This window comes from Streptomyces sp. cf386, from assembly GCF_900103585.1.
In the GTDB taxonomy this organism is placed as follows: Bacteria; Actinomycetota; Actinomycetes; order Streptomycetales; family Streptomycetaceae; genus Streptomyces.
The window spans coordinates 358736-384801 of the sequence record NZ_FNHV01000010.1 but is presented as its reverse complement, the minus strand read 5'-3'; the positions used below and the strand labels follow the sequence as shown (position 1 = coordinate 384801).

The 26066-nt window shown below is 70.3% G+C and carries 22 protein-coding genes; 14 read left to right on the top strand and 8 right to left on the bottom strand.

Features of this window, described 5'->3' with window-relative positions:
• Positions 1 to 58 precede the first annotated feature (58 nt).
• Positions 59 to 1240 carry a PP2C family protein-serine/threonine phosphatase gene (locus tag BLU79_RS26790; protein ID WP_093908442.1) on the bottom strand — a complete coding sequence of 394 codons (1182 nt, stop codon included), beginning with the start codon at positions 1238 to 1240 and terminating at the stop codon, positions 59 to 61.
• Positions 1241 to 1402: 162 nt separating this feature from the next.
• Between BLU79_RS26790 and BLU79_RS26785 the strand changes: the two genes are divergently transcribed.
• On the top strand, positions 1403 to 2659 hold the full coding sequence (locus BLU79_RS26785) for a GNAT family N-acetyltransferase (RefSeq protein WP_093908441.1): 1257 nt from the start codon (positions 1403 to 1405) through the stop codon (positions 2657 to 2659).
• A gap of 28 nt (positions 2660 to 2687) precedes the next feature.
• Here the strand turns inward: BLU79_RS26785 and BLU79_RS26780 are convergent, their stop codons facing one another.
• Both BLU79_RS26780 and BLU79_RS26775 read right to left on the bottom strand, forming a co-directional pair.
• Positions 2688 to 3497 (bottom strand): Fpg/Nei family DNA glycosylase, encoded by an 810-nt coding sequence (locus BLU79_RS26780; RefSeq protein ID WP_093908440.1) that lies wholly within the window; start codon positions 3495 to 3497, stop codon positions 2688 to 2690.
• 275 nt (positions 3498 to 3772) lie between these two features.
• Positions 3773 to 4258, bottom strand: a complete 486-nt coding sequence (locus BLU79_RS26775) for a ribose-5-phosphate isomerase (protein WP_093908439.1) — start codon at positions 4256 to 4258, stop codon at positions 3773 to 3775.
• Between the two features lie 217 nt (positions 4259 to 4475).
• On the opposite strand from BLU79_RS26775, the gene BLU79_RS26770 reads away from it, so the two are divergent.
• The gene (locus BLU79_RS26770) at positions 4476 to 5957 is read left to right on the top strand and encodes an amino acid permease (RefSeq protein ID WP_093908438.1); all 1482 of its coding nucleotides are present in this window, start codon (positions 4476 to 4478) and stop codon (positions 5955 to 5957) included.
• A 97-nt stretch (positions 5958 to 6054) separates the two neighbouring features.
• Here the strand turns inward: BLU79_RS26770 and BLU79_RS26765 are convergent, their stop codons facing one another.
• The gene (locus tag BLU79_RS26765; RefSeq protein WP_256333475.1) at positions 6055 to 8073 is read right to left on the bottom strand and encodes a serine/threonine-protein kinase; all 2019 of its coding nucleotides are present in this window, start codon (positions 8071 to 8073) and stop codon (positions 6055 to 6057) included.
• A 295-nt stretch (positions 8074 to 8368) separates the two neighbouring features.
• On the opposite strand from BLU79_RS26765, the gene BLU79_RS26760 reads away from it, so the two are divergent.
• Positions 8369 to 9094, top strand: coding sequence for a hypothetical protein (locus BLU79_RS26760; protein ID WP_093908436.1), 726 nt, complete (start codon positions 8369 to 8371; stop codon positions 9092 to 9094).
• 76 nt (positions 9095 to 9170) lie between these two features.
• On the opposite strand, the gene BLU79_RS26755 is transcribed toward BLU79_RS26760, so the two are convergent.
• A complete protein-coding gene (locus tag BLU79_RS26755; protein WP_093908435.1) occupies positions 9171 to 9755 on the bottom strand; it encodes a biotin transporter BioY in 585 nt (194 codons plus the stop codon).
• A gap of 446 nt (positions 9756 to 10201) precedes the next feature.
• Between BLU79_RS26755 and BLU79_RS26750 the strand changes: the two genes are divergently transcribed.
• From BLU79_RS26750 to BLU79_RS26720, 7 genes are all read left to right on the top strand, one after another.
• Complete coding sequence (locus BLU79_RS26750) at positions 10202 to 11422, top strand: ROK family transcriptional regulator (RefSeq protein WP_093908434.1); 1221 nt, start codon at positions 10202 to 10204, stop codon at positions 11420 to 11422.
• Between the two features lie 208 nt (positions 11423 to 11630).
• The gene (locus BLU79_RS26745) at positions 11631 to 12698 is read left to right on the top strand and encodes an ABC transporter substrate-binding protein (RefSeq protein ID WP_093908433.1); all 1068 of its coding nucleotides are present in this window, start codon (positions 11631 to 11633) and stop codon (positions 12696 to 12698) included.
• A gap of 8 nt (positions 12699 to 12706) precedes the next feature.
• Positions 12707 to 13555: an ABC transporter permease gene (locus BLU79_RS26740; protein WP_093908501.1), complete on the top strand. Its 849-nt coding sequence runs from the start codon at positions 12707 to 12709 to the stop codon at positions 13553 to 13555.
• A complete protein-coding gene (locus BLU79_RS26735) occupies positions 13531 to 14265 on the top strand; it encodes an ABC transporter ATP-binding protein (RefSeq protein ID WP_093908432.1) in 735 nt (244 codons plus the stop codon). Before BLU79_RS26740 ends, BLU79_RS26735 begins: the two co-directional genes overlap by 25 nt.
• 377 nt (positions 14266 to 14642) lie before the next feature.
• Positions 14643 to 15986, top strand: coding sequence for an LLM class flavin-dependent oxidoreductase (locus BLU79_RS26730; protein WP_093908431.1), 1344 nt, complete (start codon positions 14643 to 14645; stop codon positions 15984 to 15986).
• Positions 15987 to 15997: 11 nt separating this feature from the next.
• On the top strand, positions 15998 to 16918 hold the full coding sequence (locus BLU79_RS26725; RefSeq protein WP_093908430.1) for a TauD/TfdA dioxygenase family protein: 921 nt from the start codon (positions 15998 to 16000) through the stop codon (positions 16916 to 16918).
• Between the two features lie 121 nt (positions 16919 to 17039).
• Complete coding sequence (locus BLU79_RS26720) at positions 17040 to 18458, top strand: amino acid permease (protein ID WP_256333474.1); 1419 nt, start codon at positions 17040 to 17042, stop codon at positions 18456 to 18458.
• An 85-nt stretch (positions 18459 to 18543) separates the two neighbouring features.
• Here the strand turns inward: BLU79_RS26720 and BLU79_RS26715 are convergent, their stop codons facing one another.
• The 3 genes from BLU79_RS26715 to BLU79_RS26705 form a co-directional block, all read right to left on the bottom strand.
• Positions 18544 to 19323 carry an SAM-dependent methyltransferase gene (locus BLU79_RS26715; protein WP_093908499.1) on the bottom strand — a complete coding sequence of 260 codons (780 nt, stop codon included), beginning with the start codon at positions 19321 to 19323 and terminating at the stop codon, positions 18544 to 18546.
• Between the two features lie 13 nt (positions 19324 to 19336).
• Positions 19337 to 19966 carry a histidine phosphatase family protein gene (locus BLU79_RS26710; protein WP_093908429.1) on the bottom strand — a complete coding sequence of 210 codons (630 nt, stop codon included), beginning with the start codon at positions 19964 to 19966 and terminating at the stop codon, positions 19337 to 19339.
• 160 nt (positions 19967 to 20126) lie between these two features.
• Positions 20127 to 21587 (bottom strand): FGGY-family carbohydrate kinase, encoded by a 1461-nt coding sequence (locus BLU79_RS26705; RefSeq protein ID WP_093908498.1) that lies wholly within the window; start codon positions 21585 to 21587, stop codon positions 20127 to 20129.
• Between the two features lie 202 nt (positions 21588 to 21789).
• Here BLU79_RS26705 and BLU79_RS26700 point away from each other — a divergent pair, with 202 nt between their 5' ends.
• The 4 genes from BLU79_RS26700 to BLU79_RS26685 are packed head-to-tail and all read left to right on the top strand — an operon-like array spanning position 21790 to position 26039.
• Complete coding sequence (locus BLU79_RS26700) at positions 21790 to 23211, top strand: ABC transporter substrate-binding protein (protein ID WP_093908428.1); 1422 nt, start codon at positions 21790 to 21792, stop codon at positions 23209 to 23211.
• 4 nt (positions 23212 to 23215) lie between these two features.
• Positions 23216 to 24097 (top strand): carbohydrate ABC transporter permease, encoded by an 882-nt coding sequence (locus tag BLU79_RS26695; RefSeq protein WP_093908427.1) that lies wholly within the window; start codon positions 23216 to 23218, stop codon positions 24095 to 24097.
• Positions 24094 to 24936: a carbohydrate ABC transporter permease gene (locus BLU79_RS26690; protein ID WP_093908426.1), complete on the top strand. Its 843-nt coding sequence runs from the start codon at positions 24094 to 24096 to the stop codon at positions 24934 to 24936. The genes BLU79_RS26695 and BLU79_RS26690 overlap by 4 nt, the downstream gene beginning before the upstream one ends.
• A gap of 8 nt (positions 24937 to 24944) precedes the next feature.
• The gene (locus BLU79_RS26685; protein ID WP_093908425.1) at positions 24945 to 26039 is read left to right on the top strand and encodes an ABC transporter ATP-binding protein; all 1095 of its coding nucleotides are present in this window, start codon (positions 24945 to 24947) and stop codon (positions 26037 to 26039) included.
• Positions 26040 to 26066 lie beyond the last annotated feature (27 nt).

The following is a 26066-nucleotide window of genomic DNA, read 5'->3' as shown; positions in this document are numbered from 1 at the left end:
CCCTACCCGTCCCATCCTCCAGGGGCGCTGCCCCTTCGACCCCGGGCACCTCTTCTGGTCAGCGTGGTGGGGGCTGCTGGGTTGGGCCCTCTCGGGAGATCAGTAGGAGGGCTCGGTCGTCGTTGACGTCCTTTGCCACTGCTTCGATGAGGTGCCAGGCGGCGCCGTGGAAGCCGCCGGCCACGTAGCGGTCGGCCTCGCCGGTGAGGCGGTCTATGCCCTCGACGATGTCGCGGTCGGAGGTTTCGACGAGGCCGTCTGTGAAGAGCATCAGGACGTCGCCGGGGCGGAGGGAGCCCTTTACGGGGTCGAACTGGGCGCCGTCGTAGACGCCCAGGAGGGGGCCCTCGGCGGCCTTCTCCTCCCAGCGGCCGCTGCCCGCGCTCAGTTGCAGGCCCGGGGGATGGCCCGCCGAGTACAGCTCGTAGTCGCCCGAGTCCAGGTCCAGGACCAGGTGGATCGAGGTCGCGAAGCCCTCGTCCCAGTCCTGGCGGAGCAGGTAGCCGTTGGCGGCGGGGAGGAACGCGTGTGGGGGCAGGCTGCCCAGGAGGCCGCCGAAGGCTCCGGAGAGGAGGAGGGCGCGAGAGGCCGCGTCCATGCCCTTGCCCGAGACGTCCGTGAGGACCACCTCGAGCGTGCGGCCGCCGTTCGTGCGGGCCGCGACCACGAAGTCGCCGGAGAAGGACTGGCCGCCAGCCGGGCGCAGGGCCATCTCGCGGTGCCAACCGTGGGGCAGTTGGGGGAGCTTGCTCTGGACCCGGATGCGTTCGCGCAGGTCGAAGAGCATCGTGCCGCCACGTCGCCAGGGCACGCCCACCCGGCTGCGGAACTGGGCGATGAGGAGGCCGAAGAAGCCGCACGCCGCCACGACGAGGACGATGCCCGGGGTGACTCGGGAGGGGCCCTCCGTGTACGGACCCAGCTGCACCGACTCCACGATCAGGGCGGTGGCCGCCGCCGCGTACAGGCCCAGAAGGCTCGCCGGGCGCAGCAGCAGGCCGCCCGCGACGATCGGCAGGACCAGCGCGGCCGGGGAGAACCACACCGGGTTGGCCATCGTCACGGCACAGATCAGCGGGACCGTGAGGAGCAGGCCGGCCAGTGCGATCCAGTCCGAGCCGTCGCCGCGGAAGTAGTCCACGGCGCTTCTGCGCACGCCGACGCGGGCCCGGTGCCACTGCATCTTCAACCGGGCCATGAACGTCTCGGCCACCGTGCGCCGCTCTCGTCCTGCTGCCATTAGTTCGGGACCCTATCCATCGGACCAGCTGCTTGGCACGGGAGGTCCCACTTGTCCCCCGTCCGAGGTTCAACTTCACAGTGAACTTCAAGGAAAGCGCTCTCGCCGCCACCAACGAGAAATTCCCTCGCTCGTCCCGCAATGCCCTGGTAGGCATGATTCATGGCGAAAGACAGTGCGAGCGAGACCGGCCGCCCCGAGCTGCGGGTGCTGCGACAGGACGAGTGGAACATCTGGTACGACGCCCTCATCCGCGCCTTCGGCGGGGTCCCGGAGGCGGCCGAGGAGCGGGAGTTGTGGAACTCGCTCACCGAGATCGACCGTTCCCTGGGCGCCTGGGACGGGGACGCGTGCGTGGGGACGGCGGGCGCGTTCAGCTTCCGGCTCACCGTGCCCGGTGGCGCTTCCGTCCCCGCCGCCGGTGTGACGATGGTCAGCGTCGCCGCCACGCATCGCCGGCGCGGCGTCCTGACCTCGATGATGCGGCGACAGCTGGACGACGTGCGGGAATGGGGCTGGCCGCTGGCCGTCCTGACCGCCTCCGAGCCGGAGATCTACGGCCGGTTCGGCTACGGCGTCGGCAGCTTCCAGGTGAGCACCGAGATCGACACGACCCGCGTCCGGCTGTCCGTGCCGCCCGGCACCGATGACGTACGGCTGCGCTACGCCGTACCGGCCGACGTCCTCGACGTCTGCGAGGCCGTGTACGCGCGCAAGGTGGCCGACCGGCCCGGAATGCTCGCCCGGCTGCCCGGCTGGGAGCGGCTCGGGGTGCTCGACCCGGAGAGCGAGCGGGAAGGGGCGTCGCCGCTGCAGTGTGTGCTGGCGGAGCGGGACGGCGAGGTGGTCGGGTACGCGCGCTTCCACGTCAAGCCGGAGTGGGACGGCAGCGGGCCCAAGGGCGCCGTGCGGCTGCGGGACGTACAGGCCCTCGACCCGGTGGCGCAGGCCGCGCTGTGGCGGTTCCTGTTCGGCATCGACCTGACGTCCACGGTGAAGGCGTACGCACGGCCCGTGGACGAGGCGTGGCAGCACCAGGTCTCCGACATTCGGCGGTGTGCGGTGCGGGTGCGGGACGCGTTGCATGTGCGGCTGGTGGATGTCGGGGCCGCGTTGTCGGCGCGGACGTATCAGGCGCCGGTGGATGTGGTGTTCGAGGTGGAGGACGCCTTCTGCCCTTGGAACGCGGGGCGTTGGCGGTTGTCCGGGGATGCCAAGGGTGCGTCGTGCGAGCGTACGACCGACGCGGTCGATCTCTCCCTGTCCGTACGGGAGTTGGGGGCGGCCTACCTCGGCGGGGTGAGCCTTGCGGCGCTGGGGTCGGCCGGGCGGGTGCGGGAGGTTCGGCAGGGGGCGTTGGCGGAGGCGTCGGTGGGGTTCGCGTCTGCCGTGGCGCCCTGGTTGCCGCACGGGTTCTGACGCGTGGGTTGACGCGCGGTCGGCTCGCCTACGGCATCTGGCAGTTCGGGCACCAGAAGAGGTTGCGGGCGGCGAGGTCTGCGGTGCGGATCTCGGCGTCGCAGATGTGGCAGGAGAGGTTGGCCCGGCGGTAGACGTAGACCTCGCCACCGTGGTCGTCGACGCGGGGTGGGCGGCCCATCGCCTCCGGGGTGTGCTCGGGGCGGACCGTGTCGATGCGGTTGTTGCGGACGCCCTCGCGCATGAGGTCGACCAGGTCCGTCCAGATGGTGTTCCACTGGGCGGGGGTGATGTCCTTGCCGGCGCGGTACGGGTCGATGCGGTGCCGGAAGAGGACCTCGGCGCGGTAGACGTTGCCCACGCCCGCGATGACCTTCTGGTCCATGAGCAGGGCGGCGATGGTCGTACGGCTGCGGGAGATGCGCTGGAAGGCGGTGTGCGGGTCGGCGTCGGCGCGGAGGGGGTCGGGGCCGAGGCGGTCGTGTATCGCCTCTTTCTCGGTGTGCGTGATCAGGGCGCAGGTGGTGGGGCCGCGGAGGTCCACGTATGCGGTGCTGTTCGCGAGGCGGAGGCGGACCGTGTCCGTGGGTGGGGGTGCGGGGGTGTCGCCGAAGTTGACCTTGCCGAAGAGGCCCAGGTGGATGTGGATCCAGTCGGCGTCCCGGAAGCGGAGGAAGAGGTGTTTGCCGTGGGCCTCGGTGTGGGTGAGTTCGGCGCCGGTGAGGAGTGCTGCGGCGTCTGAGAACTTGCCCTGGGGGCTGGTGACGTGCGGGGTCGTGCCGAGGAATGCGGCGGCGTAGTCCTGGGCCAGCCGGTGGATGGTGTGCCCCTCAGGCACGGTGGCTCCTTTGTCGTCTGCGGGTGGGTGGGCGGTAGGGGGTTTTCGCCCCCGCCGCCCCTACCCGTCCCATCCCCAGGGGCTGCCGCCCCTTCGACCCCGCCTCCTGGGGGCTACCGCCCCCAGACCCCCGCTATCGGCCCCGAAAGGGCCTCGACCTCAAACGCCGGACCGGCTGAATGACACGGGCCGGCGTTGAGAGGAGACGGCTGCTTACGGGTGGGTGGGGGCCAGTCCACTCAGACGGCCTCCTGCGGGCGAAGTCTGTCCTGAAGTTACTGCTGGGGGTGGTGCGGCGGGATCGGGGGCAGGTCGCCCGTCGTCTCGTAGTCGGCCAGCATGGTGATGCGGCGGGTGTGGCGGTCGTCGCCCGAGTACGGGGTGCCCAGGAAGGTCTCGACGAACTTCGTCGCCTCCTCCTGCGTGTGCATGCGCGCGCCCACCGCGACGACGTTGGCGTTGTTGTGCTGGCGGCCCAGCGCCGCCGTCTCCTCGCTCCAGGCCAGTGCCGCGCGGACGCCCTTGACCTTGTTCGCGGCGATCTGCTCGCCGTTGCCGGAGCCGCCGATCACGATGCCGAGGGAGTCGGGGTCCGCGACCGTCCGCTCCGCCGCGCGGAGGCAGAAGGGCGGGTAGTCGTCCAGGGCGTCGTAGATGTGGGGGCCGCAGTCGACCGGGTCGTGACCGGCTGCTTTGAGCCACTCGACGAGGTGGTTCTTGAGTTCGAAGCCCGCATGGTCGGAGCCGAGATACACGCGCATGGAACGAGTGTGACACGGCTGTTTCAGGGCAGCAGCGCCGGGTGTCGATCGTGTCAACTGTGACGCACGCCATGGAAGCTCAAGAAAACCTCAAGTAACAATCCCGAATCAAAGGTTCCAGAATCCGTTCTCCTCCGATTCACTGGGCCGACTCGTACACCGCACCACTCCCGCTCGTACGAGAACTGCTCCCCACGGCGCAAAGGAAATCCGTTCCATGACTTCGCAGCCGACTCAGACCCAGAAGACGGCCGGATCGGCCGGACCGGCCCCCGGTGGCCACGGCCTGCAGGCCGGGCTCAAGAACCGGCATCTGTCGATGATCGCCATCGGCGGTGTGATCGGCGCCGGGCTCTTCGTCGGGTCCAGTTCCGGCATCGCCACCGCCGGCCCCGGCATCCTCCTCTCCTACGCCCTCGTCGGCACGCTCGTGGTGCTGGTGATGCGGATGCTGGGTGAGATGTCCGCGGCCAACCCGACCTCCGGGTCGTTCTCCGCACACGCCGACCGGGCGCTCGGGCGCTGGGCCGGGTTCTCCATCGGCTGGCTGTACTGGTTCTTCTGGGTCGTCGTGCTGGCGGTCGAGGCGACCGCCGGTGCGGTGATCCTGGAGGGCTGGATCCCGGCCGTACCCCAGTGGGGCTGGGCCCTGATCGTGATGGTGGTGCTGACCGCCACCAACCTCGTCTCCGTCGGCTCCTACGGCGAGTTCGAGTTCTGGTTCGCCGGGATCAAGGTCGTCGCGATCGCCGCGTTCATCATCATCGGCGGGCTGGCCGTGTTCGGCCTGCTGCCGGGCGTCGACAGCGACCAGGCCGGACTCAGCAACCTCACCGAGCACGGCGGCTTCCTGCCCAACGGCGCCGGCGCCATCCTCACCGGTGTGCTGCTGGTCGTCTTCTCCTTCATGGGCAGCGAGATCGCCACCCTGGCCGCCGGTGAGTCCGAGAACCCGCAGCAGGCCGTCACCAAGGCCACCAACAGCATCATCTGGCGAGTGGCCGTCTTCTACCTCGGCTCGATCTTCGTCGTCGTGGCCCTGCTGCCCTGGGACAGCAAGGCGATCGCCAAGGACGGCTCGTACGTCGCCGCCCTCGACTCCCTCGGCATCCCGCACGCCGGTCAGATCATGAACTTCATCGTGCTGACCTCGGTGCTGTCCTGCCTCAACTCCGGCCTCTACACCGCCTCCCGCATGACCTTCTCCCTCGGCCAGCGCGGTGACGCCCCGAAGGCCTTCGGCCGCACGACCGGCAACGGCGTGCCGCGCACGGCGATCCTGGCCTCCGTCGTCTTCGGATTCGTGGCGGTGTTCTTCAACTACGCCTACCCGGACTCCGTCTTCCTCTTCCTCGTCAACTCCTCCGGCGCGGTCGCCCTGTTCGTCTGGCTGGTCATCTGCTTCTCGCAGCTGCGCATGCGCAAGATCATCCAGCGCGAGTCGCCGGAGAAGCTCGTCGTGAAGATGTGGCTGTACCCGTACCTGACCTGGGCGACGGCCGCGCTGATCGTCTTCGTCCTCGGCTACATGCTCACCGACACCGAACACGACGGCCGTAAGACGGTCCTGCTGTCGCTCCTCGTGGCGGCGCTCGTCCTGGTGACCGCCTTCGTGAAGGAGAAGGTCGGCCGTGGGCGCGCGGCGGGTGTCGAGGTGGCCGCCTCGGCCGAACCTCGCGACGAGGTCAAGACCGGCTGACACCGACATACAGCAGCTGAGACCGGCTGACACCGGCTCGTGCCCGTGGAGGGGCGGTGGGGTGCGCATGGCGCCCCGCCGCCCCTCCCTTTGTCTCTCACAGCACCGTGAAGCCGTCTCTCACCTTCTCGTAGGTCTTCAGGGCCTCGGCCTCGATGTCCGGCTGGTACCACGTGTTGATCTGGTACGACTTGCCGTCCACGGTGAAGCCCAGCAGCCGGGCGTGCCAGGGGGCGCCCTGGAGCGTGAAGGTGTACTCCCAGACGACCGCCGGGTGCCCGCGGAACGTCGTCCGCTCCAGACGGATCTTGCGGTACTGCTGCCCCTGCCGGGCGTTCTGCTCCGACTTCTGCCAGGAGTCCATCAAGTCGTCGCGGGCCAGGGACGACTTGGCGGCGAGTTCCTGTTTGGCGTCCGGTGACGTGTAGTGCACCTCCGACCCCGTCTTGACGTCCCGCTGCCAGCCCTCGGGCGGCACCCACGCGAACCCGCCCGCCTCCCGGCGCGCCCCGGGCGGCAGGCTCTGCGGCCTCGACGTGCCCTCGACCGTCGACGAGGGGTCGGCGGAGGGGGTGGATGCGGCCGAGGCGGACGGTGACGAGCCGGCCTCCTTTCCCTCCGGTGACCCGAAGTCGGTCGCCAGGACCACCGCGACGACGGCGCCCGCGGCGGCGACACCCACGGCTACGGCGATACGTCCCGTACGGCGCCGCCCGCGCCGGGGGCCGGCCGGGACCGGGGGGCCGGGGAGCTCGCCGGGCGGCATCGGGGGGTACGACCGTGCGGCGCCGGACATGAGCTCCGGCTCCGGGGCCCGTCGCTCGGTCACCGCTTCGGCACGGGACAGGGAGACGCCGGAGCGGCGGGGAGGTGCGGAGGGAAGTTCGGCGGAGGAGGACGGGGTGGTCGAGGAGGGGGTGGCGGAGGAGGGGGTGGTGGCGGAAGGGGTGGTGGCGGGGGAAGTCACGGAGGGGGAGGTCGCGGAGGGGGAAGTGACGGCTGGGGCCGGCTTGGTGGTGGACGGACGTGGCGGTATCGCGTCGTGTACCGCGTCGTCCGGCTGCCGGGGGTCCCGCGGAGTGAGAGCGGGGGGCTGCTTCAGGAGGGCGGGGGTGGGTGTCTCGCTCGGGAGTGGCTGGGGTGCCGGCGTGGCCGGGGTGGGGGCTGGGGGCGGGGTCGGCCGGGGTTCGGGGATGGGGGCGACCGTTGTTGCGGGATCCGGTGTCGGCTCGGCTGTGTATAGCGGGCTGCCGGTCGGCCCTGGCTCGGGCGTCGTATCCGGTTCGAACCGTGGCTCCGGCTCCTCCCGCGCCTCCACCGACCCCCTGAGTTCCCCCACCACTCCCCCGACCACCGGCCGCAGGGCCGTCTCCAGGTCGTCCAGGCCGGGGCGGCTCTCCGGGTCCTTCTCCAGGAGGGCGGCCAGGATGTCCCGCAACGGGCCGGCCGTCGGCGGGAGTTGGGGTTCCTCGTACAGGACCGCGTGCAGGGTCGCCAGCGTCGTGTCGCGGGAGAACGGGGAGCGGCCGGCCAGGGCCGCGCTCAACGTGGCGCCCAGGGACCAGATGTCGGACGGTGGGCCCTGGGGGCGGCCGGAGACGCGCTCGGGGGCCATGTAGTCGGGTGAGCCGACCAGCATGCCGACCATGGTGAGGGCCTTCGCGTCCTGGATCGCCGCGATGCCGAAGTCCGTCAGGACCACCCGGCCCCGTCCGTTCGCCCCGTCCGCCTCCGCCTTCGCCTCCACCAGGACGTTGCCCGGCTTGATGTCCCGGTGCAGGACGCCGCGGGCGTGCACCTGGCGCAGGGCCGCCACGAGGCCCATGCCGATCCGGGCCGCTTCGCGGGGGTCGAGGGGGCCCTCTTCCGCCATGGTCCGTTCCAGGGAGCGGCCGGCCACCAACTCCATGACGATCCATAGGCGTTCGCCCTCGTCGACCACGTCGTAGACCCGTACGACGTTGGGGTGGTCGATCCTCGCCGTCGCCCGCGCCTCGCGCAGGGTGCGTTCGCGGCGCGTGCGGGTGTCCTCCGGGTCGAGGCCGTCGATGCGCATTTCCTTGACGGCCACGAGACGGTCGAGTATTTCGTCGACGGCCCGCCACACGCGCCCCATTCCCCCCTGGCCGATACTCTCGACCAATCGGTAGCGCCCCGTCACCAGCAATCCCGGAAGCCCGCCGCTCCTCGTATTTCCCGCGTTCCCCGCGTGCCCCGCGCTTCCCCTGTTTCCCGAATTCCCCGCGTTTCCCGTATTCCCCGGCAATCCACTGCACCCCCCTCGAAGCCGCATCGGACTTCCGCCATTGAAACACAATGGTCACACTTCGCGCCGTACCAGCATAGTGCGGAGAAATCTTGTGGTAGCTCTTCAAGTACTGCGAATTCAGGCGCAGGCAAGGGGGGCGAACATGAGTTCTCGTCGCACGACGGCCATCGCGGGATCGCTGGTCGCGGCATCTTTCTCGGCAGTGCTGATCCTTTCCGCCACGGCCGGCGCGGATGACCAGGGGCCCGGAAGCGACAAGGGGGGAAAGGTCATTGACGAGGCGCCGGCAGGGGTGAAGCTGACCACTGAGCTGCCCGAGAAAATCTCGGTGGACAACGGTTCACAGGAGACCGACATCACCGCCACGGTGAAGAACGAAGGGACCAAGGAGAGCGGAGAGATCAGGCTTTTGGTCGTCGGATTCGACGGCCTCACCGTCAAGAATGTCGAGGGCTGTTCGGCGATCGCGGAAGGCGATCTCCCGGAGGGCTCGAACAGCGGTTTCAGCTGCCCCATCGACAATCTGCCGACCGGTGAGTCGAAGTCGTACGCCGTCGACGCGACGTACGACCTGGGCAAGACCGGCAAGATCTGCCTGCCCGTCCAGACGAGCGACGGCAAGAAGACGTACTGGCAGCAGGGCCCGGTGCCGTTCGGTACGACGAACCCGTCGCCCGACGCCCCGGCCACCCCGCTGCTCCTCGGCACCGACAACACGCCGGTCGCGCCGGGCGCCGACGAGTTGCCCCGGACCGGCCTCGGCCGTGACGTCCTGCCGCTGGGCGCGGCCGGCGCGATGCTGATCGCGGCGGGTGCGGCCGGGCTGTGGTGGTCACAGCGACCGCCGCGGCAGGCGCGGGAGGGCTGAGACGCGAGAAGAGGCTCGCCGGGCTGGTCGCAGTGCGACCCGGCGAGCCTCTTCGGCAGGAACTGCGGCTACGGCGTCAGCGGCCCAGCAGCTTCCAGGTGGTGGGCAGGGCGCCCATCGCCAGGGCGGCCTTCAGGGCGTCGCCGATCAGGAACGGGGTGAGGCCGGCCGCGATGGCGGCGGTGGCCGACATGCCGGTGGCGAGGGCCAGGTAGGGGACGCCGATGGCGTAGATGATCGCCTCGCCCAGCAGCATCGCGCCCGCCGTGCGCAGGGCGGTGCGGTCGGCTCCGCGGCGGGCCAGGGCGCCGACGACGGTGGAGGCGAGGATCATGCCGAGGATGTAGCCGAACGACGGGGCCGCTGCGCCGGAGGTGCCGTCCGCGAACCACGGCACGCCCGCGATGCCCGCCAGCGCGTACAGCGCGAGGGAGAGGAAGCCACGGCCGGCACCGAGGGCCGTGCCGACCAGGAGCACCGCGAGGGTCTGGCCGGTCACCGGCACCGGGGAGCCGGGCACGGGCACGGCGATCTGGGCGGCGAGGCCGGTGAGCGCGGCACCGCCGACGACGAGCGCGATGTCGCGGACTCGGGAAGCCGGGAGCAGGTCGGCGAGGACCTGGCCGGGGCGGGCGGGGGCTGCGGCGGCAGCGGTGCTCATGTGGGGACTCCGCGAGGGTGAGGGCGGTACGGGACGCTGCGACGCTATCCCAGGGTGTTTCGTTCCCTCACCGTCAGTGGTCGACAAAGGCCGGATCGTGGGCTTGGTTGGCTCCGCACAAAGGGTGGGGGTTACACCGGGTACGGGGTGACACCGGTCACTGAGACAAGGACGTCCAGCTCACAGACGTGTTGCCGGTGTGTGAAGAGGCGTCTCGCCCGTCGGTCGCCGTCTGGGCAGCGGTGGGCCGCTTTGCTAGCTTCGAGCGCATGGTCGCCCAGTCCCGGAACTTCTCGTCGCGTCGCCACGTCGACCTGCGACGTGTGGGCGCGGCCGCCTGTCGCCGTCCGGGGTGAGTCGGCCTCAGCACTCCGGTACTCCGGTGCTTCGGTACGACTCGCCCGTCTCAGACGGCGCAGTGTCGGACCGGCCCCGAGGAAGTTCCCATGCCCCGTACCGCGGCAGCACCCACCCCTTCGCCTTCGCTCTCGTCTCCCATCCCGCGTATCGCCGACCGTGACCGGCGCCGGACCAGCGCCAGCGCCGTCCTGCGGTCCGTGCTCGAACACGGGCCGGTCGCGCGCAGCACCATCGCCCGGCTGACCGGGCTGTCGCCGGCGTCGGTGACCGACCACTGTGCCCGCCTCACCGGGCTCGGGCTCATCCGCGAGTCCGCCGTACCCCGGCAGGCCAAGGGCGGCGTCGGCAGACCGCATGTGCCGGTCGACCTGGACGACTCGCGGTTCGTGGTGGGCGCGGTGCATGTGGCCGTGCCGTACACCACCGTGGCGCTGCTCGATCTGCGCGGACGGGTCGTCGCCGAGCGGGAGTTGAGGCACTCGGGGGCCATCGAGCCGTATGACGTCCTGGCCCGGGCCGCCGACGGGCTGGCCGCGCTGCTGGACGGGGCGCCGGGCTGCCGGCCGCTCGGTGTCGGGTTCGCCGCGGGCGGCTGGGTGGACCGGGACTCCGGGACCGTCGTCGCGCATCCGCTGCTGGGCTGGCGCGAGGTGCCGGTGCGGGAGGTGCTCGGTGCGCGCACCGGGCTGCCGGTCCATGTGGACGGGCACGCGCGGGCGTTGGTGAACGCGGAGCGGCTGTTCGGGCGGGCGCGGGGCAGCGGGAGTGTGCTGCATCTGTTCGTCGGCAACGTGGTCGACGCGGCGTTCGCGACGAATGACGAGGTGCATCACGGTCCCCGCTCGCAGGCCGGCGCCATCGCCCATCTTCCGGTGCCGGGCGGCACGGAGACCTGCGACTGCGGGCGGGTCGGCTGCCTGCAGGTCGAGTTGAGCGAGCGGACGTTGTGCCGACGGGCGCGGGAGGCCGGGGTCGTCGACGGGGTGAACCCGATGCATGTCGTGCGTGCGGCGGCGGGCGGCGACCCGGTGGCGGTACGGCTGCTGACCGAGCGGGCGCGGATGACCGGGCGGGCGGTGGGGCTGCTGCTCGATGTACTCAACCCGGAGACGGTCGTCGTCACCGAGCTCGGTGTCCTGAGCCGGGAGGACTGCCTGGACGCGCTGCGCGAAGGGGTGGGGAGCGAGCGGGCGGCGGCCGTCGTGCCGTCGAGTTTCCCGGATTCCGTCCTTGCCATGGCTGGTGGATCGGTGGCACTGGACGTGCTCTACCGGGATCCGTTGGCCGCGTCACCTGAGGCTATTTAATTCAGAAACTCGGAATATTGACAGGGATCACCGATGACCGGGAACATCCTGCTCATGAGCCTGTTCGTGAGCTGTCGCACCCTCTGTTGCTGACACACCGCCACGTGTGAAGCGCTCATTTCCTCCTGCGTGAATTTCCCCCGCCCTGGCTTTTTCCTGCCCGGAATTCCGCATGCAGTCCCATCACTTTGGCTTACGGAGTCCTGCCATGCCGTCTCTGCCTGCCCCGGGCGTCGACCGCCGTCTCTTCCTGACCTCACTGCTCGGCATCACCGCCGCGGCCGCCGGCCTCACCGGCTGCGCCGAAAGCAGCGCCGCCGACGCTGCCGAGGGCGTCTCCACCGCCCCGCTCGCCGCGAAGGTTCCCGCCGGGACCAGCCTGAAGATCGCCTCGTATCAGAACACCCAGCAACTCCAGTTCAAGCTGGCCAAGTTGGGGGATCCGCCATTCACCGTCAGCAGCTGGCTGAATATCGGCGCCGGGCCCGATGTCATCAACGCCTTCCGCGCGGGCTCCCTGGACGTCGCCAACAACGCGGGCATTCCGCCGATCCAGGCGTACTACCAGGGATTCGACGCGAAGATCGTCGCGATCAACATCACCCGCAAGCCCAACTACCTCTTCGCCACCAAGCCCGGCAGCGACATCCGGTCGGTCGCGGACTTCAAGGGCAAGCGGCTCGCCTTCTCGCAGGGCCAGGCGCAGGGCGTCGTCCTGCTGCGGGCGCTGAAGAAGGCCGGGCTGAAGTACGACGAGGTGGAGCTGGTCCCGCTGACCAGCAACCAGTTCCTGACCGCCCTGCAGTCCGGCCAGGTCGACATCGCCCCGCTCGGCAACACCCAGGCGCCCGCCTATCTGGCGCAGTACGAGTCCAAGGGTGCCCGCACCATCACCACCGACGTCGTCGACCTGCTCAACCTGCTGTGGGCGCCGGTCTCCGTGCTGAACGACCCCGCGAAGGCCGCCGCGGTCGCCGCGTACATCCCGTACTGGGCCAAGGGCCAGGTGTGGGCGTACGAGAACCCCGACGCCTGGAACGAGGAGTTCTACGTCAAGACCCAGAACCTGACCCTCGCCCAGGCCGAGGCGATCACCGAGCTCGCCAACAAGCCGCTGTACCCGCCGAGTTGGGACGAGGCCATCAAGTGGGAGCAGGAGACCGCGGATCTGCTCGCGGAGGGCGGCTTCGTGAAGAAGTTCGACGTCGGTGAGCTCTTCGACCATCGCTTCGAGGGCATCGCGGCGAAGTCCGTACCCGCGGAATACCGGAGGTGACCACCGCCATGACCACCACGACCGTGAGTACCGCGGCGCCCCTCGCTCAGGCCGAGCCGGACCAGCGGGTCCGCCGGCGCCGCCGCTCGCTCGCGCCCGGCAAACGCGTCCCGGCCGCCCGCCTCGCCGGGCCCGCCCTCGTCGTCGTCCTGTGGGCCGTCGCCTCCGCCGCCGGGGCACTGGACCCCGGTGCGATCCCGGCGCCCTGGACGGTGGTGGAGACCGGCGCCCACCTGTGGACCGCCGGGACCCTGCCCGCCGACATCCTGACCTCGCTGCAACGCGCCGCCACCGGGTTCGTTCTCGGCCTCACCGCCGGGATCGCCCTCGCGCTGGCCTCCGGGCTCAGCCGGACCGGGGAGGCGCTGATCGACGGGACGGTGAACCTCAACCGGGCGATCCCGACGCTCGGTCTGATCCCGCTGTTCATCCTCTGGCTGGGCATCGGCGAGACCTTCAAGATCGCCATCATCGCGATCGTCGTCTACATCCCGATCTACCTCAACACCCACGCCGCGCTGTCCGGCATCGACAGCCGCTTCGTCGAACTCGCCGAGGTGCAGGGGCTGAACCGCGTCCAGTTCATCCGGCAGATCGTCATCCCCGGCGCGCTGCCCGGCTTCTTCGTGGGACTCCGGCTCGGCGTCACCGGCTCCTGGCTCGGCCTGGTGGTCCTTGAGCAGATCAACGCCACCAGCGGGCTCGGCTACATGATGTTCCAGGCGCAGAACTACGGCCAGACGGACGTCATCCTCGTCGGCCTCGTCGTCTACGGCATCTTCGGCCTGATCTCCGACAGCACGGTCCGCATCATCGAACGGAGGGTGCTGTCGTGGCGCCGCACACTGAGCAGCTGACCCGTCCCGCCGTCCGACTCCGGGGCCTGACCCGGTCCTTCGAGGGCCGTACGGTCCTCGACGGGATCGACCTCGACCTGCCCGCCGGTCAGTTCACCGCGCTGCTGGGTCACAGCGGCTCCGGCAAGAGCACCCTGCTGCGGGCCGTCGCGGGCCTCGACCACGACGTGGTCGGCAGCGGGCAGCTCAGCGCGCCGGAGCGGGTGTCCGTGGTGTTCCAGGACTCGCGGTTGCTGCCGTGGCGGCGGGTCCTGGACAACGTACTCCTCGGCCTTGACGGCAAGGAGGCCGACCGGAAGGGGCGGGAGGCCCTCGAAGAGGTGGGGCTGAAGGGGCGTGAGCGTGCCTGGCCCAATGAGTTGTCGGGGGGCGAGGCGCAGCGGGCGGCGCTGGCGCGGTCGCTGGTGCGTGAGCCTGAGCTGCTGCTGGCCGATGAGCCGTTCGGGGCGTTGGATGCGTTGACCCGGATCCGGATGCATGTCCTGCTCAGGGAGTTGTGGGAGCGGCATCGGCCTTCGGTGCTGCTGGTCACGCATGACGTGGACGAGGCGATCGTGCTCGCGGACCGGGTGCTCGTGCTGGAGCAGGGGCGGATCGGGCTCGACCTCGCCGTCGACCGGCCGCATCCTCGCTCGTACCGGGATCCGTTGCTCGGGGAGTACCGGGAGCGGTTGCTGGCCGCGCTGGGTGTGACGGAGGACGTGGGGTGAGCGTCGGGTGGGTTTCGCCCCCGCCGCCCCTTCCCGTCCCGTCCCTGGGGGCTGCCGCCCCCAGACCCCCGCTTCGGCCCTGAAGGGGCCTCGTCCTCAAACTCCCCCAGAGGGGGGACCCCCAGACGGGCTGAAATGCCCGGACCGGCGCCAGAAAATCACCGCCCCGAAAAATCCCCGTCACCACCTCCGAGCAATCTCCGTCACCGCCTCCACACACAGCCCCCAACGGGCGGGCGGGGGCTAGGGACGGCACGACCTCGTCCTCAGACCCCGGACGGTCTGAATCTGCCCGGACCGGCGCCAGAGAGTCACCGCCCCGCATTCCCCGTCACCGCCCTCGCAACTCCCCCTTCTTCCCAGATCAAGGGACCTCCATGCCCAGACAGCTCCACCTCAACGCCTTCCTCATGAACACCGGCCACCACGAGGCCTCCTGGCGGCTCCCCGAGAGCGACCCGTACGCCCACGTGGACCTGGCCCACTACGTCCACCTGGCCCGTATCGCCGAACGCGGGACCTTCGACTCGCTCTTCCTCGCCGACGGCCCCCAGCTGTGGAGCAACCTCGCCCAGCGCCCCGCCGGTGCCCTGGAGCCGCTCACGCTGCTCACCGCGCTGGCGACGGCCACCGAGCACATCGGGCTGATCGCCACCGCGTCCACCTCCTACAACTCCCCCTACAACCTGGCCCGCAAGTTCGCCTCGCTGGACATCATCAGCGGCGGCCGGGCGGGCTGGAACATCGTCACCACCGCCGGTGCCGAGGCGGCCCGGAACTTCGGGCTGGACGCCGAGCCCGCGCACGCCGAGCGGTACGCCCGGGCCGGCGAGTTCCTGGACGTCGCCCTGAAGCTCTGGGACAGCTGGGAGGACGACGCGATCGTCGCCGACAAGGCGTCCGGCGTGTGGGGCGACGACGCCAAGATCCATCCGCCCCGGCACAGGGGGACGTACTTCAGCGTCGAGGGCGCGCTCAATGTGCCGCGTACGCCTCAGGGTTACCCGCTGCTCGTGCAGGCCGGGTCGAGCGAGGACGGCAAGGGCTTCGCCGCCCGGTACGCGGAGGCGGTGTTCACCGCGCAGCAGACGATCGAGGACGCGCGGGCCTTCTACGCCGATCTCAAGGAACGTACCGCGGCGACCGGCCGCGACCCGGACCACATCAAGGTGCTGCCCGGCATCGTCCCGGTGGTCGGCTCGACGGAGGCCGAGGCGCGGGCGGCCGAGCAGGAGCTGGAGGACCACATCGTGCACGCGCACGGGGTGGGCCGGCTGGAGAGCCTGCTGCAACTGGCGCCCGGGACCCTGGAGTTGGATGCCGAGCTGCCCGCCTCCCTCCCCTCCGAGGATGCCATCGAGGGCGCCAAGAGCCGCTACACGCTCGTGGTGGAGCTGGCCCGGCGCGAGCGGCTCACCGTGCGGCAGCTCATCGGGCGGCTCGGCGGCGGCCGTGGCCACCTCACCTTCGCCGGTACGCCCGAGCAGGTCGCCGACGCCATCGAGACGTGGTTCACGCAGGGCGCCGCCGACGGGTTCAACATCATGCCGCCGGTGCTCCCGTCCGGCCTCGACGCCTTCGTCGACCACGTCGTCCCGATCCTGCGCGCCCGCGGCCTGCTCCGCAGCGAGTACGGCCCGCGCCAGACCCTGCGCGAGCGCTACGGCCTCCCGCGCCCCGCCAACCAGTACGTCAGCCCGTCCGCACCCGCCCTCGTCTGAAAGGACCGCACATGTCTCTCCACTCGTTCGACTCCCTCGACATCCAGAAGGTCACCGCCAACATCGGCGCCCGCGTCTCCGGCATCGACATCTCCGAGCCCCTCGCCGAGGAGCAGGTCGCCGCCCTGCGCGAGGCCCTCAACGTCCACAAGGCCCTCGTCTTCGACGACGTGCACCTGGACGACGCCGGCCACCAGGCCTTCGCCCGCCACTTCGGCGACATCACCACCGCCCACCCGACGGTGTCCGCCGTCGACGGCGCCGCGAACGTGCTGCCCGTGGACAGCGAGCGCGGCCGGGCCAACCACTGGCACACCGACGTCACCTTCGTCCTCAACCCGCCGCAGGCCACCACCCTGCGCAGCATCACGATCCCGCCGTACGGCGGCGAGACCCTGATCGCCAGCTCGGCGGCCGCCTACCGCGACCTGCCGGAGCCGCTGCGGCAGCTGGCCGACACCCTGTGGGCCGAACACACCAACGACTACGACTACGCGGTGCCGGACGAGGAGATCGACGAGGAGAAGGCCGAGCAGCGCGCCGAGTTCACCTCGATCACGTACCGCACGGCCCACCCGGTCGTCCGCGTCCACCCGCTCACCGGTGAGCGCGGGCTGTTCATCGGCGGGTTCGCCCAGCGGATCGTCGGCCTGTCGGTGGGCGAGTCGCGCAAGATCCTGGACCTGCTCCAGTCGTACGTCACCCGGCCCGAGAACATCCTGCGCTGGCGCTGGTCCCCGAACCAGCTGGTCGTCTTCGACAACCGCATCACCCAGCACTACGCCATCGACAACTACGACGGCCTGCCGCGCCGCCTGCACCGGGTGACCGTCGCCGGTGACGTGCCGGTGGGCATCGAGGGCAAGGAGAGCTACTCGATCGAGGGGGACGCGTCGCACTACACGACCGTGGCCACCCCCGTCGCCGCGTGACCTGGGCGTCACGTACAGTGCGGCGAGTGTCCGCATAGTGGGCAGCCTCTCCTTCTGAACGGAGAGGCTGCTCAGACTGTGGGCGTTTTTTGCCCTCTCACGCATTGGACGAGCCGCGCCCATGCAGAACAGTTCCAAGGAGACGACCGCGCAGGCGGACGACGTCTCCCACGGCCAGAATCCCGGCCCGAACCCCGGTCTGAACCACGGCCTCAAGCAGCGCCACCTGTCGATGATCGCCCTCGGCGGTGTCATCGGCGCCGGCCTGTTCGTGGGGTCCGGAGCCGGTATCGCCGCCGCCGGCCCCTCGATCGTCATCGCCTACGTCCTCTCCGGCCTCCTCGTGATGCTGGTGATGCGGATGCTCGGCGAGATGTCGGCCGCGTATCCGTCGTCGGGCTCCTTCTCCGCGCACGCCGAGCGGGCCATCGGGCCCTGGGCGGGCTTCACGGCCGGCTGGTCGTTCTGGGTACTGCTCTGTACGGCCGTCGGCCTGGAGGGCATCGGTGCCGCGAAGATCGTCAGCGGCTGGCTGCCGGGGACGCCGGAGTGGGCGTGGGTGGCCCTGTTCATGGTCGTCTTCTGCGGCGCCAACCTGGCCGCCGTGAAGAACTTCGGCGAGTTCGAGTTCTGGTTCGCCGCACTGAAGGTCGGCGCGATCGCGCTGTTCCTGGTGCTGGGCGGGCTGGCCATCGCGGGCGTCCTGCCGGGCACGGACGCGCCGGGCACGGCCAACCTCACCGGCGAGGGAGGCTTCCTCCCGAACGGCACCGAGGGCCTGATCATCGGCCTGCTGGCCTCGATCTTCGCCTACGGCGGCCTGGAGACGGTCACCATCGCGGCGGCCGAGTCGGAGAACCCGGTCAGTGGCGTGGCGAGCGCGGTGCGCACGGCCATGTGGCGCATCGGCCTCTTCTACATCGGCTCGATGGCGGTCGTCGTCACCCTCGTCCCCTGGGACTCCGAGGAGGTCGTCGAGAAGGGCCCGTACGTCGCCACCCTGGACCACCTGGGCATCCCCGGCGCCGGCCAGCTGATGAACGTCGTGGTCCTGGTGGCCCTCCTGTCCGCGATGAACGCCAATATCTACGGCTCCTCGCGCATCGCGTACTCCCTCGTCCAGCGCGGACAGGGCCCGAAGGCTCTGGGCCGGGTGTCGGGCGGGGTCCCGCGCATCGCGGTCCTGGCCTCCTCCGTCTTCGGTTTCGTGTGCGTGGTGCTGAGCCACTGGCGCCCGGAGGACGTCTTCCCCTGGCTGCTGAACATGATCGGCGCGGTCATCCTCGTCGTCTGGATCTTCATCGCCGTCTCCCAGCTGCGGCTGCGCCGCCGCCTGGAGCGCGAGACGCCGGAGAAGCTGGTCGTGCGGATGTGGGCGTTCCCGGTGCTGACGTGGGTGGCGCTGGCGGGGATGGCGGCGATCTTCGTGTTGATGGCCCGGGAGCCGGACACGCGGGTGCAGCTGTACTCGACCGGGGGGATGACGGTGTTCCTGGCGGTGGTCGGGTACGCGTGGCAGCGGGCACGCGCCAAGGGCTGACGCCCGAGGAATGCCCGAGGAGTGAGGGAAGCCCCCGCGAGGTCGTGACTCGCGGGGGCTTCCTGTTGCCGTTGCCGGGAGTCCGTCAGGCCTTGCGGCCGAGAGCGCCGTGCTGGCCGATCGGCCGGGGGTTCTCGTCGCTCGGCTCCGGGCGCCACAGCGGGACCGAGACGAGGCCGGGCTCCACCAGGTCGAGGCCCTCGAAGTACGCGGCGATCTGGTCGACCGGGCGGAGGAAGTAGGGGACGGCGCCGGTCTCGTTGTAGGCGTCCTGGGCCTGTTCGTAGGCCGGGTCGGTGCCTCGGGAGCCCTCGTTGAGGGAGAGGTAGCTGCCGGAGGGCAGGCCGGCCAGGAGGCGGTGGACGAGGTCGCGGGCCTGGTCGTAGTCGGCGACGTGGCCGAGGATGCCGCTGAGGATCAGGGCCGTGGGGCGGGTGAGGTCGAGGGTGCGGGAGGCCGCCTGAAGGATCTTCTCCGGCTCGTAGAGGCTCAGGTCCTCGTACGCCGTCACGCCCTCGGGGGTCGAGGTGAGCAGCGCGCGGGCGTGCGCCAGGACCAACGGGTCGTTGTCGACGTAGACGATCCTCGACTCGGGGGCGAGGCACTGGGCGACCTCGTGGGTGTTGTCGACGGTCGGGAGCCCGGTGCCGACGTCGAGGAACTGGCGTACGTCCGTCTCCGCGACCAGGTACCGGATGCTGCGGCCCAGGAAGGACCGGCTGCTGCGGGCGATGGTGACGATGCCGGGGAAGACGGCGGTGTAGGCGTCGCCGGCCGCCTCGTCCACGGGGTAGTTGTCCTTGCCGCCCAGCCAGTAGTTCCAGATCCTGGCCGAATGCGGTACCGAGGTGTCGATCTCCGTCATGTGCCCCATGGTGCTACGGCAGGCCGGCCTCGCAAGGCACATTGAGGGAGAGAAGGGCAGCCGACCCGTCGGCCCTTACGAGGAGTTCACTGATCGCGACGTTGCGCAACCGGGGGAACACTCTGCGGTACTCCCCGGCCGGGATCGACAGCAGCGTGCACAGCACCAGCCGGAACAGCGTGTTGTGGGCGACGACGAGGACACGTTCACCCGGGTGGGCCGCGGCGATGCGACGCAGGGCGGCGGCCCCGCGTTCGGCGGCGACGGCAGGGTTCTCCGCGTCCGGGAACGGGTGGGCCACCGGGTCGGCACGGAACGCCTCCGCGGCGGCCGGCTCCTCAGCCGCGAACTCCGCGAGCGTACGTCCCTCCAGCACACCGAAGTCGCATTCCCGCAGCCCCGGTTCGCGCTGCGGGATGAGCCCGAGGGCCCGGCACGCGGGGTCGGCGGTGATGACGGCACGGGAGAGGGGCGAGGTCCAGATCGCCTCGACGGGATGAGCGGCGGCCCACTGCCCGAGAGCCTCGGCCTGGGCAAGGCCGGTGTCGGTCAGAGGCACGTCGCTCACACCGGCGTAGCGGTTCTCGGCGTGCCAGATCGTCTGTCCGTGGCGGGCGAGGAGCAGGGTCGTGCCAGTGGTCATAGCGCGGTCCGGGGGTGTGAGGGGGCGCGGGTCGGGGTCGGGGGCAGTGCGGGCGCGGGGCACTCGCCCACGTCGGCTCGGTCGCCGGGAACGGAACGGGCGCGCGGCCGGGAAGCCCGCCCACGGCCTCCCCGTCGCCGGCATCGGTGCGGGCGTGTGTTCATGAGCCCGCAGTATCCGCGTCCAAGCGCGCATGTGCGTGCGCGGCGACCGTTGGGGGCAGCCAGCCTCGGGTTGTCAGTTCGTCGATCAGGCGGGCGTAGGGCTCGGCGAAGCGGGTCGTGTGGTTGGGGCGGGGGTGCACGGTGGTGGTGATGTGGGCCATGGATTCTGCGGCCTCCGGCAGGTCGGGGGTCGCGCCTGTGCCGTATGCCGCCAACGCGGCCATGCCCAGGGCCGGTTCCGTCTGTTGTGGTACTCGGGCCGGGCGGCCCAGGATGTCGGCGCGCAGTTGGTTCCAGTACGGGCTGCGGGCGGCGCCGCCCGTGAAGGTGAGGGGGCCGTCGAGGGGGGCGCCGAGGTGGTGGAGGTAGTCCAGGCACAGGCGTTCCGTGAGGGCGACGCCCTGGAGGAGCGAGGCCCACAGGTCGGCGTCCGACTCCGGTTCGCCCAGCACAAGCGCGGAGGCCTCCGGGGCCAGGAACGGGAAGCGCTCGCCGGGTGACACCAGGGGGTAGGTGATCGCGCCGGACGGCTCGTACGCGGCGGCCGCCTGGTCCATCGCCGACGGGTCCACGCCCGGGAACGCCGCCGTGAGTACCCCCGCGCCCACACTGGAGGCGCCGCCCGGCAGCCAACTCCCGTCCGGCGCACGGTGGTTGTAGACGACCCCGGTCGGGTCCCGGACCGGCGTCGGGGACGCGCCCTTGAGGACCAGCGTGGTGCCGAGCACCGAGTTCCAGGAGCCGGGGCGCAGGGCGGCGGAGGCGATCTGGGCCGCGCAGCCGTCGGTCATCCCGGCGATGACGGGGGTCCCGGCGGGGATGCCGGTGGCCTCGGCTGCGGACACGGAGACCTCGCCGAGGCGGCTGCCAGGGCGTACGACGTCGGGGATCGCCGTGTCGGGCAGGCCCAGTCGGGGCAGCATGGCAGGCCAGGCGTCGCGCTCCAGGTCGTAGCCGGTCTTGAGGGCGTGGCTGGAGTCGGCCGGGGGCAGCTCGCCGGTGAGGAGGGAGACGACCAGGTCCGGCTGGTGGGTGATCCGGCCCTCGCCGTAGGCCTCGGTCAGCCACAGCGCCTTCGGCAGCGCCCAGGTGTCCTGCACCGCGAGCCCCGCCATCCGCGCCCTCGCCGCCTCGGCGGTCGCCCGCCTGTCGTCGTACATCAGCGCCGGGCTCATCGGCCGCCCCGCCCCGTCCGTCAGCAGCACGGTCCCGGACGTCCCGCACACCGCGAGCCCGCCGACCCGCAACCGAGGCCGCCCGCGCAGAGCGGCGCGGGACGCCGCGCACAGTCCCTCCCACCACTCCCCCGGATCCTGCTCGTGCCGCCCCCCGTCCCGCCGCCCGCCGAGGGGCGCCGAGCCGCTGCCGAGGACGGTGCCGTCCCCGGTGACCAGCAGGACTCGGACACTCTGGGTGCCGAGGTCGATCCCCAGCCATGCGTCGTGCTCCTGCGCCATCCGGACCTCCTTGCCCTGGTGGTTGCTCGCCTCCGGCTCACTCCCGCACATCTCGATCCGTTAACTTCACACTCTGCCCTGAGATTTTCCCCTGCGCGAGGGATTGACGCCCAACTTCCGCCGTTCCACCCTCTGTTAACGAGTCGACTCGCCGTGTTAACCACTCGCACCCGGATGGCCGAACCCCACGTGGAGGTCACGGATGAACACGCACGCGCACGACCGCCGACGGTTCCTGGCGCTGAGCGCCGCCCTGGCAGCCACGCCCCTCCTCTCCGCCTGCGGTGCCGGATTCGGCGGCGACGACAACAAGAGCGACGGCTCGGCGGCGGACGACGTCACCGGCTCCTTCGACTGGAAGCGCGAGAAGGGGACGACCGTCAAGGCGCTGCTCAACAAGCACCCGTACACGGACGCCCTCATCGCGGATCTCACGTCCTTCACCGAGAAGACCGGCATCAAGGTCGAGTACGACGTCTTCCCCGAGGACAACTACTTCGACAAGCTCACCGTCGACCTGTCGAGCGGGCGCGCCTCGTACGACGTCTTCATGCTGGGCGCGTACATGGTCTGGCAGTACGGGCCGCCGGGGTGGCTCGAAGACCTCGGCCCCTGGATGCGCAACTCCTCGGCCACCGGCACCGAATGGGACCAGGCCGACTTCTTCCCGAACCTCCTCCAGGCCGACCAGTGGTCGCTGAAGGCGGGCGCGCCGCTCGGTCAGGGCGGGCAGTACGCGCTGCCGTGGGGCTGGGAGACCAACGTCGTCGCCTACAACACGGACGTCTTCAAGAAGCTCGGCCTCAAGCCCGCCGAGACCTTCGACGAGCTGCGCGAGATCGCGGGTGCCATCAAGGAGAAGGCGCCGGGAGCCGGTTTCGACGGCATGTACGGGATCGCCGTACGGGGATCGAGAAGCTGGGCGACCATCCATCCCGGCTTCATGACCATGTACGCCCGCAACGGGCTCAAGGACTTCACAGTCGAGGGCGGGAAGCTCACACCCGCCATGAACAGCCCCGAGGCCGTCGCCTTCACCGAGGACTGGGCCGGCATGGTCAAGCAGGGCGGGCCGCCGTCCTGGACGTCGTACACCTGGTACCAGTGCTCCAGCGACCTCGGCGCGAAGAAGGCCGGGATGCTGTTCGACGCGGACACGGCCGCCTACTTCCAGGCCGTGGAGGGGGCGAGTCCGGCCTCCGGGAAGATCGCCTTCCATCCCGGGCCGAAGGGACCTGACGGCTCCCTCGCCACCAACATGTGGATCTGGTCGCTCGGCATGAACGCCAAGAGCAAGAAGAAGAGCGCCAGTTGGCTGTTCCTGCAGTGGGCGACCGGCAAGGAGCACCTGCTCAAGGGTGCGATCACGCACAACCACATCGACCCGGTGCGCAAGTCCATCGCCGACGCCGCCGACTACAAGGACAAGATGAGGCACCTCCCGGGCTTCATCGAGACCTTCGAGACCGTCGTCGACCAGACGAAGATCCAGTTCACCCCGCAGGCGCAGTTCTTCGACGCGACCACCAGCTGGGCCGCCGCCCTCCAGGAGATCTACGGCGGTGGCGGCGCCAAGTCGGTGCTCGACGGGCTGGCGGGCGACCTCGCCGACAAGGTGGGCTAGCGCGATGGGATGGCGGCTCGCCCTGCGCCCGTACGTCCTGATCGTCCCCGCCCTCCTGCTGACCTGCGGAATCCTCTATCCCTTCGGGCTCGGCCTCTACTACACGCTGTTCGACTTCTCGGCGAGCAAACCGCAGCCGGACATGGTGCGGTTCGAGAACTACGAGACCGTCTTCACGCAGGAGGCCTTCTGGAACTCGGCGTGGGTGACGGTGTTGTACGCGGTGGGCGCGGCCTTCGTGGAGACCGTGCTGGGCGTGGCCGTCGCCCTGCTGCTGCACCGGTCGTCGATCGTCGGGCGGGTGCTGGAGAAGATCCTCATCCTGCCGCTGATGATCGCGCCGGTGATCGCGGCGATCATCTGGAAGCTGATGCTCCAGCCGTCGGTGGGGGTGATCAACTACCTGCTGAAACCCTTCGGGCTGGGGGGAGTTCAATGGACGGACACCCCCACCGGCGCGCTGCTGTCGTCGATCGCCGTGGACGTATGGGTGTACACCCCGTTCGTGGCGATCCTCGCCCTCGCCGGGCTGCGGTCGCTGCCCACCTCCCCCTTCGAGGCGGCGGCCGTGGACGGTGCGGGCTGGTGGTACACGTTCCGGCGGCTGACGCTGCCGATGCTGTGGCCGTATGTGCTGGTGGCCGTGATCTTCCGGTTCATGGACTCGCTGAAGGTGTTCGACATCATCTACGCCCTGACGGAGGGCGGTCCAGGCGACTCGACCGTCGTCCTCCAGATCCGCGCCTACCTGGAGGCGATCCGCTTCCAGCGGTACTCGTTCGGCATCAGCTACACGATCGTGCTGTGGGCGGTGGTGTATCTCGCCGCGATGGTGCTGGTGAAGCACCTGGGGAAGATCCAGCGGAAGGCGGCCGAGGTGAAATGACCGTCAAAACGACCATCAAAAGGCGCCTGCTGGGGTGGCTGGCCGACGCCGCCCTCATCCTCTACTTCGTCTTCGCGCTGTTCCCCATCGCCTGGATGGTGATCCTGTCGCTGAAGCCCACGAACGAACTCTTCTCCACCTACTTCTCCTTCTCGCCCACCCTCGACGGCTACCGCACGGTCCTCGGCGACAGCGAGGGCATCCCGTTCGTACGGTTCTTCGTCAACAGCCTGGTGGTGTCGGTGGGCGCGGTGGTCCTGTCGCTTCTCGTGGGGCTCCCGGCGGCGTACGCCTCGGCGCGCTGGCGGTTCAAGGGCTCCGAGAACCTGATGTTCACGCTGCTGTCGTTCCGGTTCGCCCCCGAACTCACCGTGATCATCCCGCTGTTCGTGCTCTACCAGAAGCTCGGCCTGTTCGACACGTACGTCGGCATGATCTGGGTCCTCCAGCTGGTCACGCTGCCGCTGATCGTGTGGATCATGCGGTCCTACTTCGCCGACCTGACCCCCGAGCTGGAGCAGGCGGCGCTGCTGGACGGCTACACCCGCAAGCAGGCGTTCGTGAAGGTGGCGCTCCCGCTGGTCAAGCCGGGGGTGGCGGCCGTATCACTGCTCGCCTTCATCTTCGCCTGGAACAACTTCGTCTTCCCGCTCATCCTCACCTCCAACGAGGCCCAGACCGTGACCGTGGGCGCACTGTCCTTCCTCGGCGGGGACCGCCCCAAGTACAACCTCACGGCCGCCGCCGCGCTCGTCTCCGTCGTACCGCCGCTGCTGCTGGCCCTCACCATCCAGCGGTATCTGGTGCGCGGGCTGTCGTTCGGGGCGGTGAAGTCATGAGCACAGCCATGAGCACAGCCATCGCGCTGCGGGGCATCACGAAGACGTACGGAAAGACGACAGCCCTGGACGACCTGGAACTCGACGTCCACGAAGGCGAGTTCTTCTGCCTGCTCGGCCCGTCCGGCGCGGGCAAGACGACCACGCTCAAGACCGTCGCCGGGCTCGAACAGCCCGACTCCGGCACGGTCGAGCTCGACGGCAAGGACATGCGCGGCGTAGAGCCGTACGACCGGGGCGTGGCGATGTGCTTCGAGAGCTACGCCCTCTACCCGCACAAGTCGGCCTACGACAACCTCGCCTCGCCGCTCCGCTCCCCACGCCACCGCCTCCCCGCGGCCCAGGCCCGGGAGCGGATCGGTGAGATCGCCGAACTCCTCGGCATCTCCGCCCTGTTGGACCGGCCGGTAGGCCAACTCTCCAACGGCCAGCGTCAACGCGTCGCCCTCGGCCGCGTCCTGGTCCGCCCGGCCCGCGCCTTCCTCCTCGACGAGCCCCTCTCCCACCTGGACGCCAAGCTGCGCCAGCAGATGCGGGCCGAGCTGAAAGCGATCGGGGCGGTGCGGCGCACGACCACCCTCTACGTCACCCATGACTCCGTCGAGGCGCTGGCGCTCGGCGACCGGATCGGGGTGATCCGGGACGGGCGGATCGTGCAGACGGGGACGCGGGAGGAGATCTGGTACCGGCCGTACGACACGGAGGTCGCCCGGGCCTTCGGACGGCCCAGGATCAACCTGCTCCCCGGGGCCGTCGCACCCGACGGCGGCTTCCGGTCGGCGGACGGCAAGGTCGAGCTGCCGATCCGCGCCGAGGCGGCACCCGGCACTCAGGTGCTGATCGGCGTCCGGCCCCGCGACCTCACCCTCGGCGCGGGCCCCGGTCACGAACTCACCGGCACGGTCTATGTCACCGAGGTGCTCGGCCGGTCCGTCGAGGTCACCGTCCGGCTCGGTGAGCAGCATGTGTCCCTGGTCGCCCCGCGCGGCGACGCGGCCGGCCTTCGTCCCGACGATCCGGTACGGCTGTCGGTCCGGCCTGAGAACCTGCTCCTGTTCGAGGCCGACCGGCCGGAGCGTCCAGGACGAAGGATCGGGCAGTGAACAAGGACCGGGCAGTGAACAACGCAC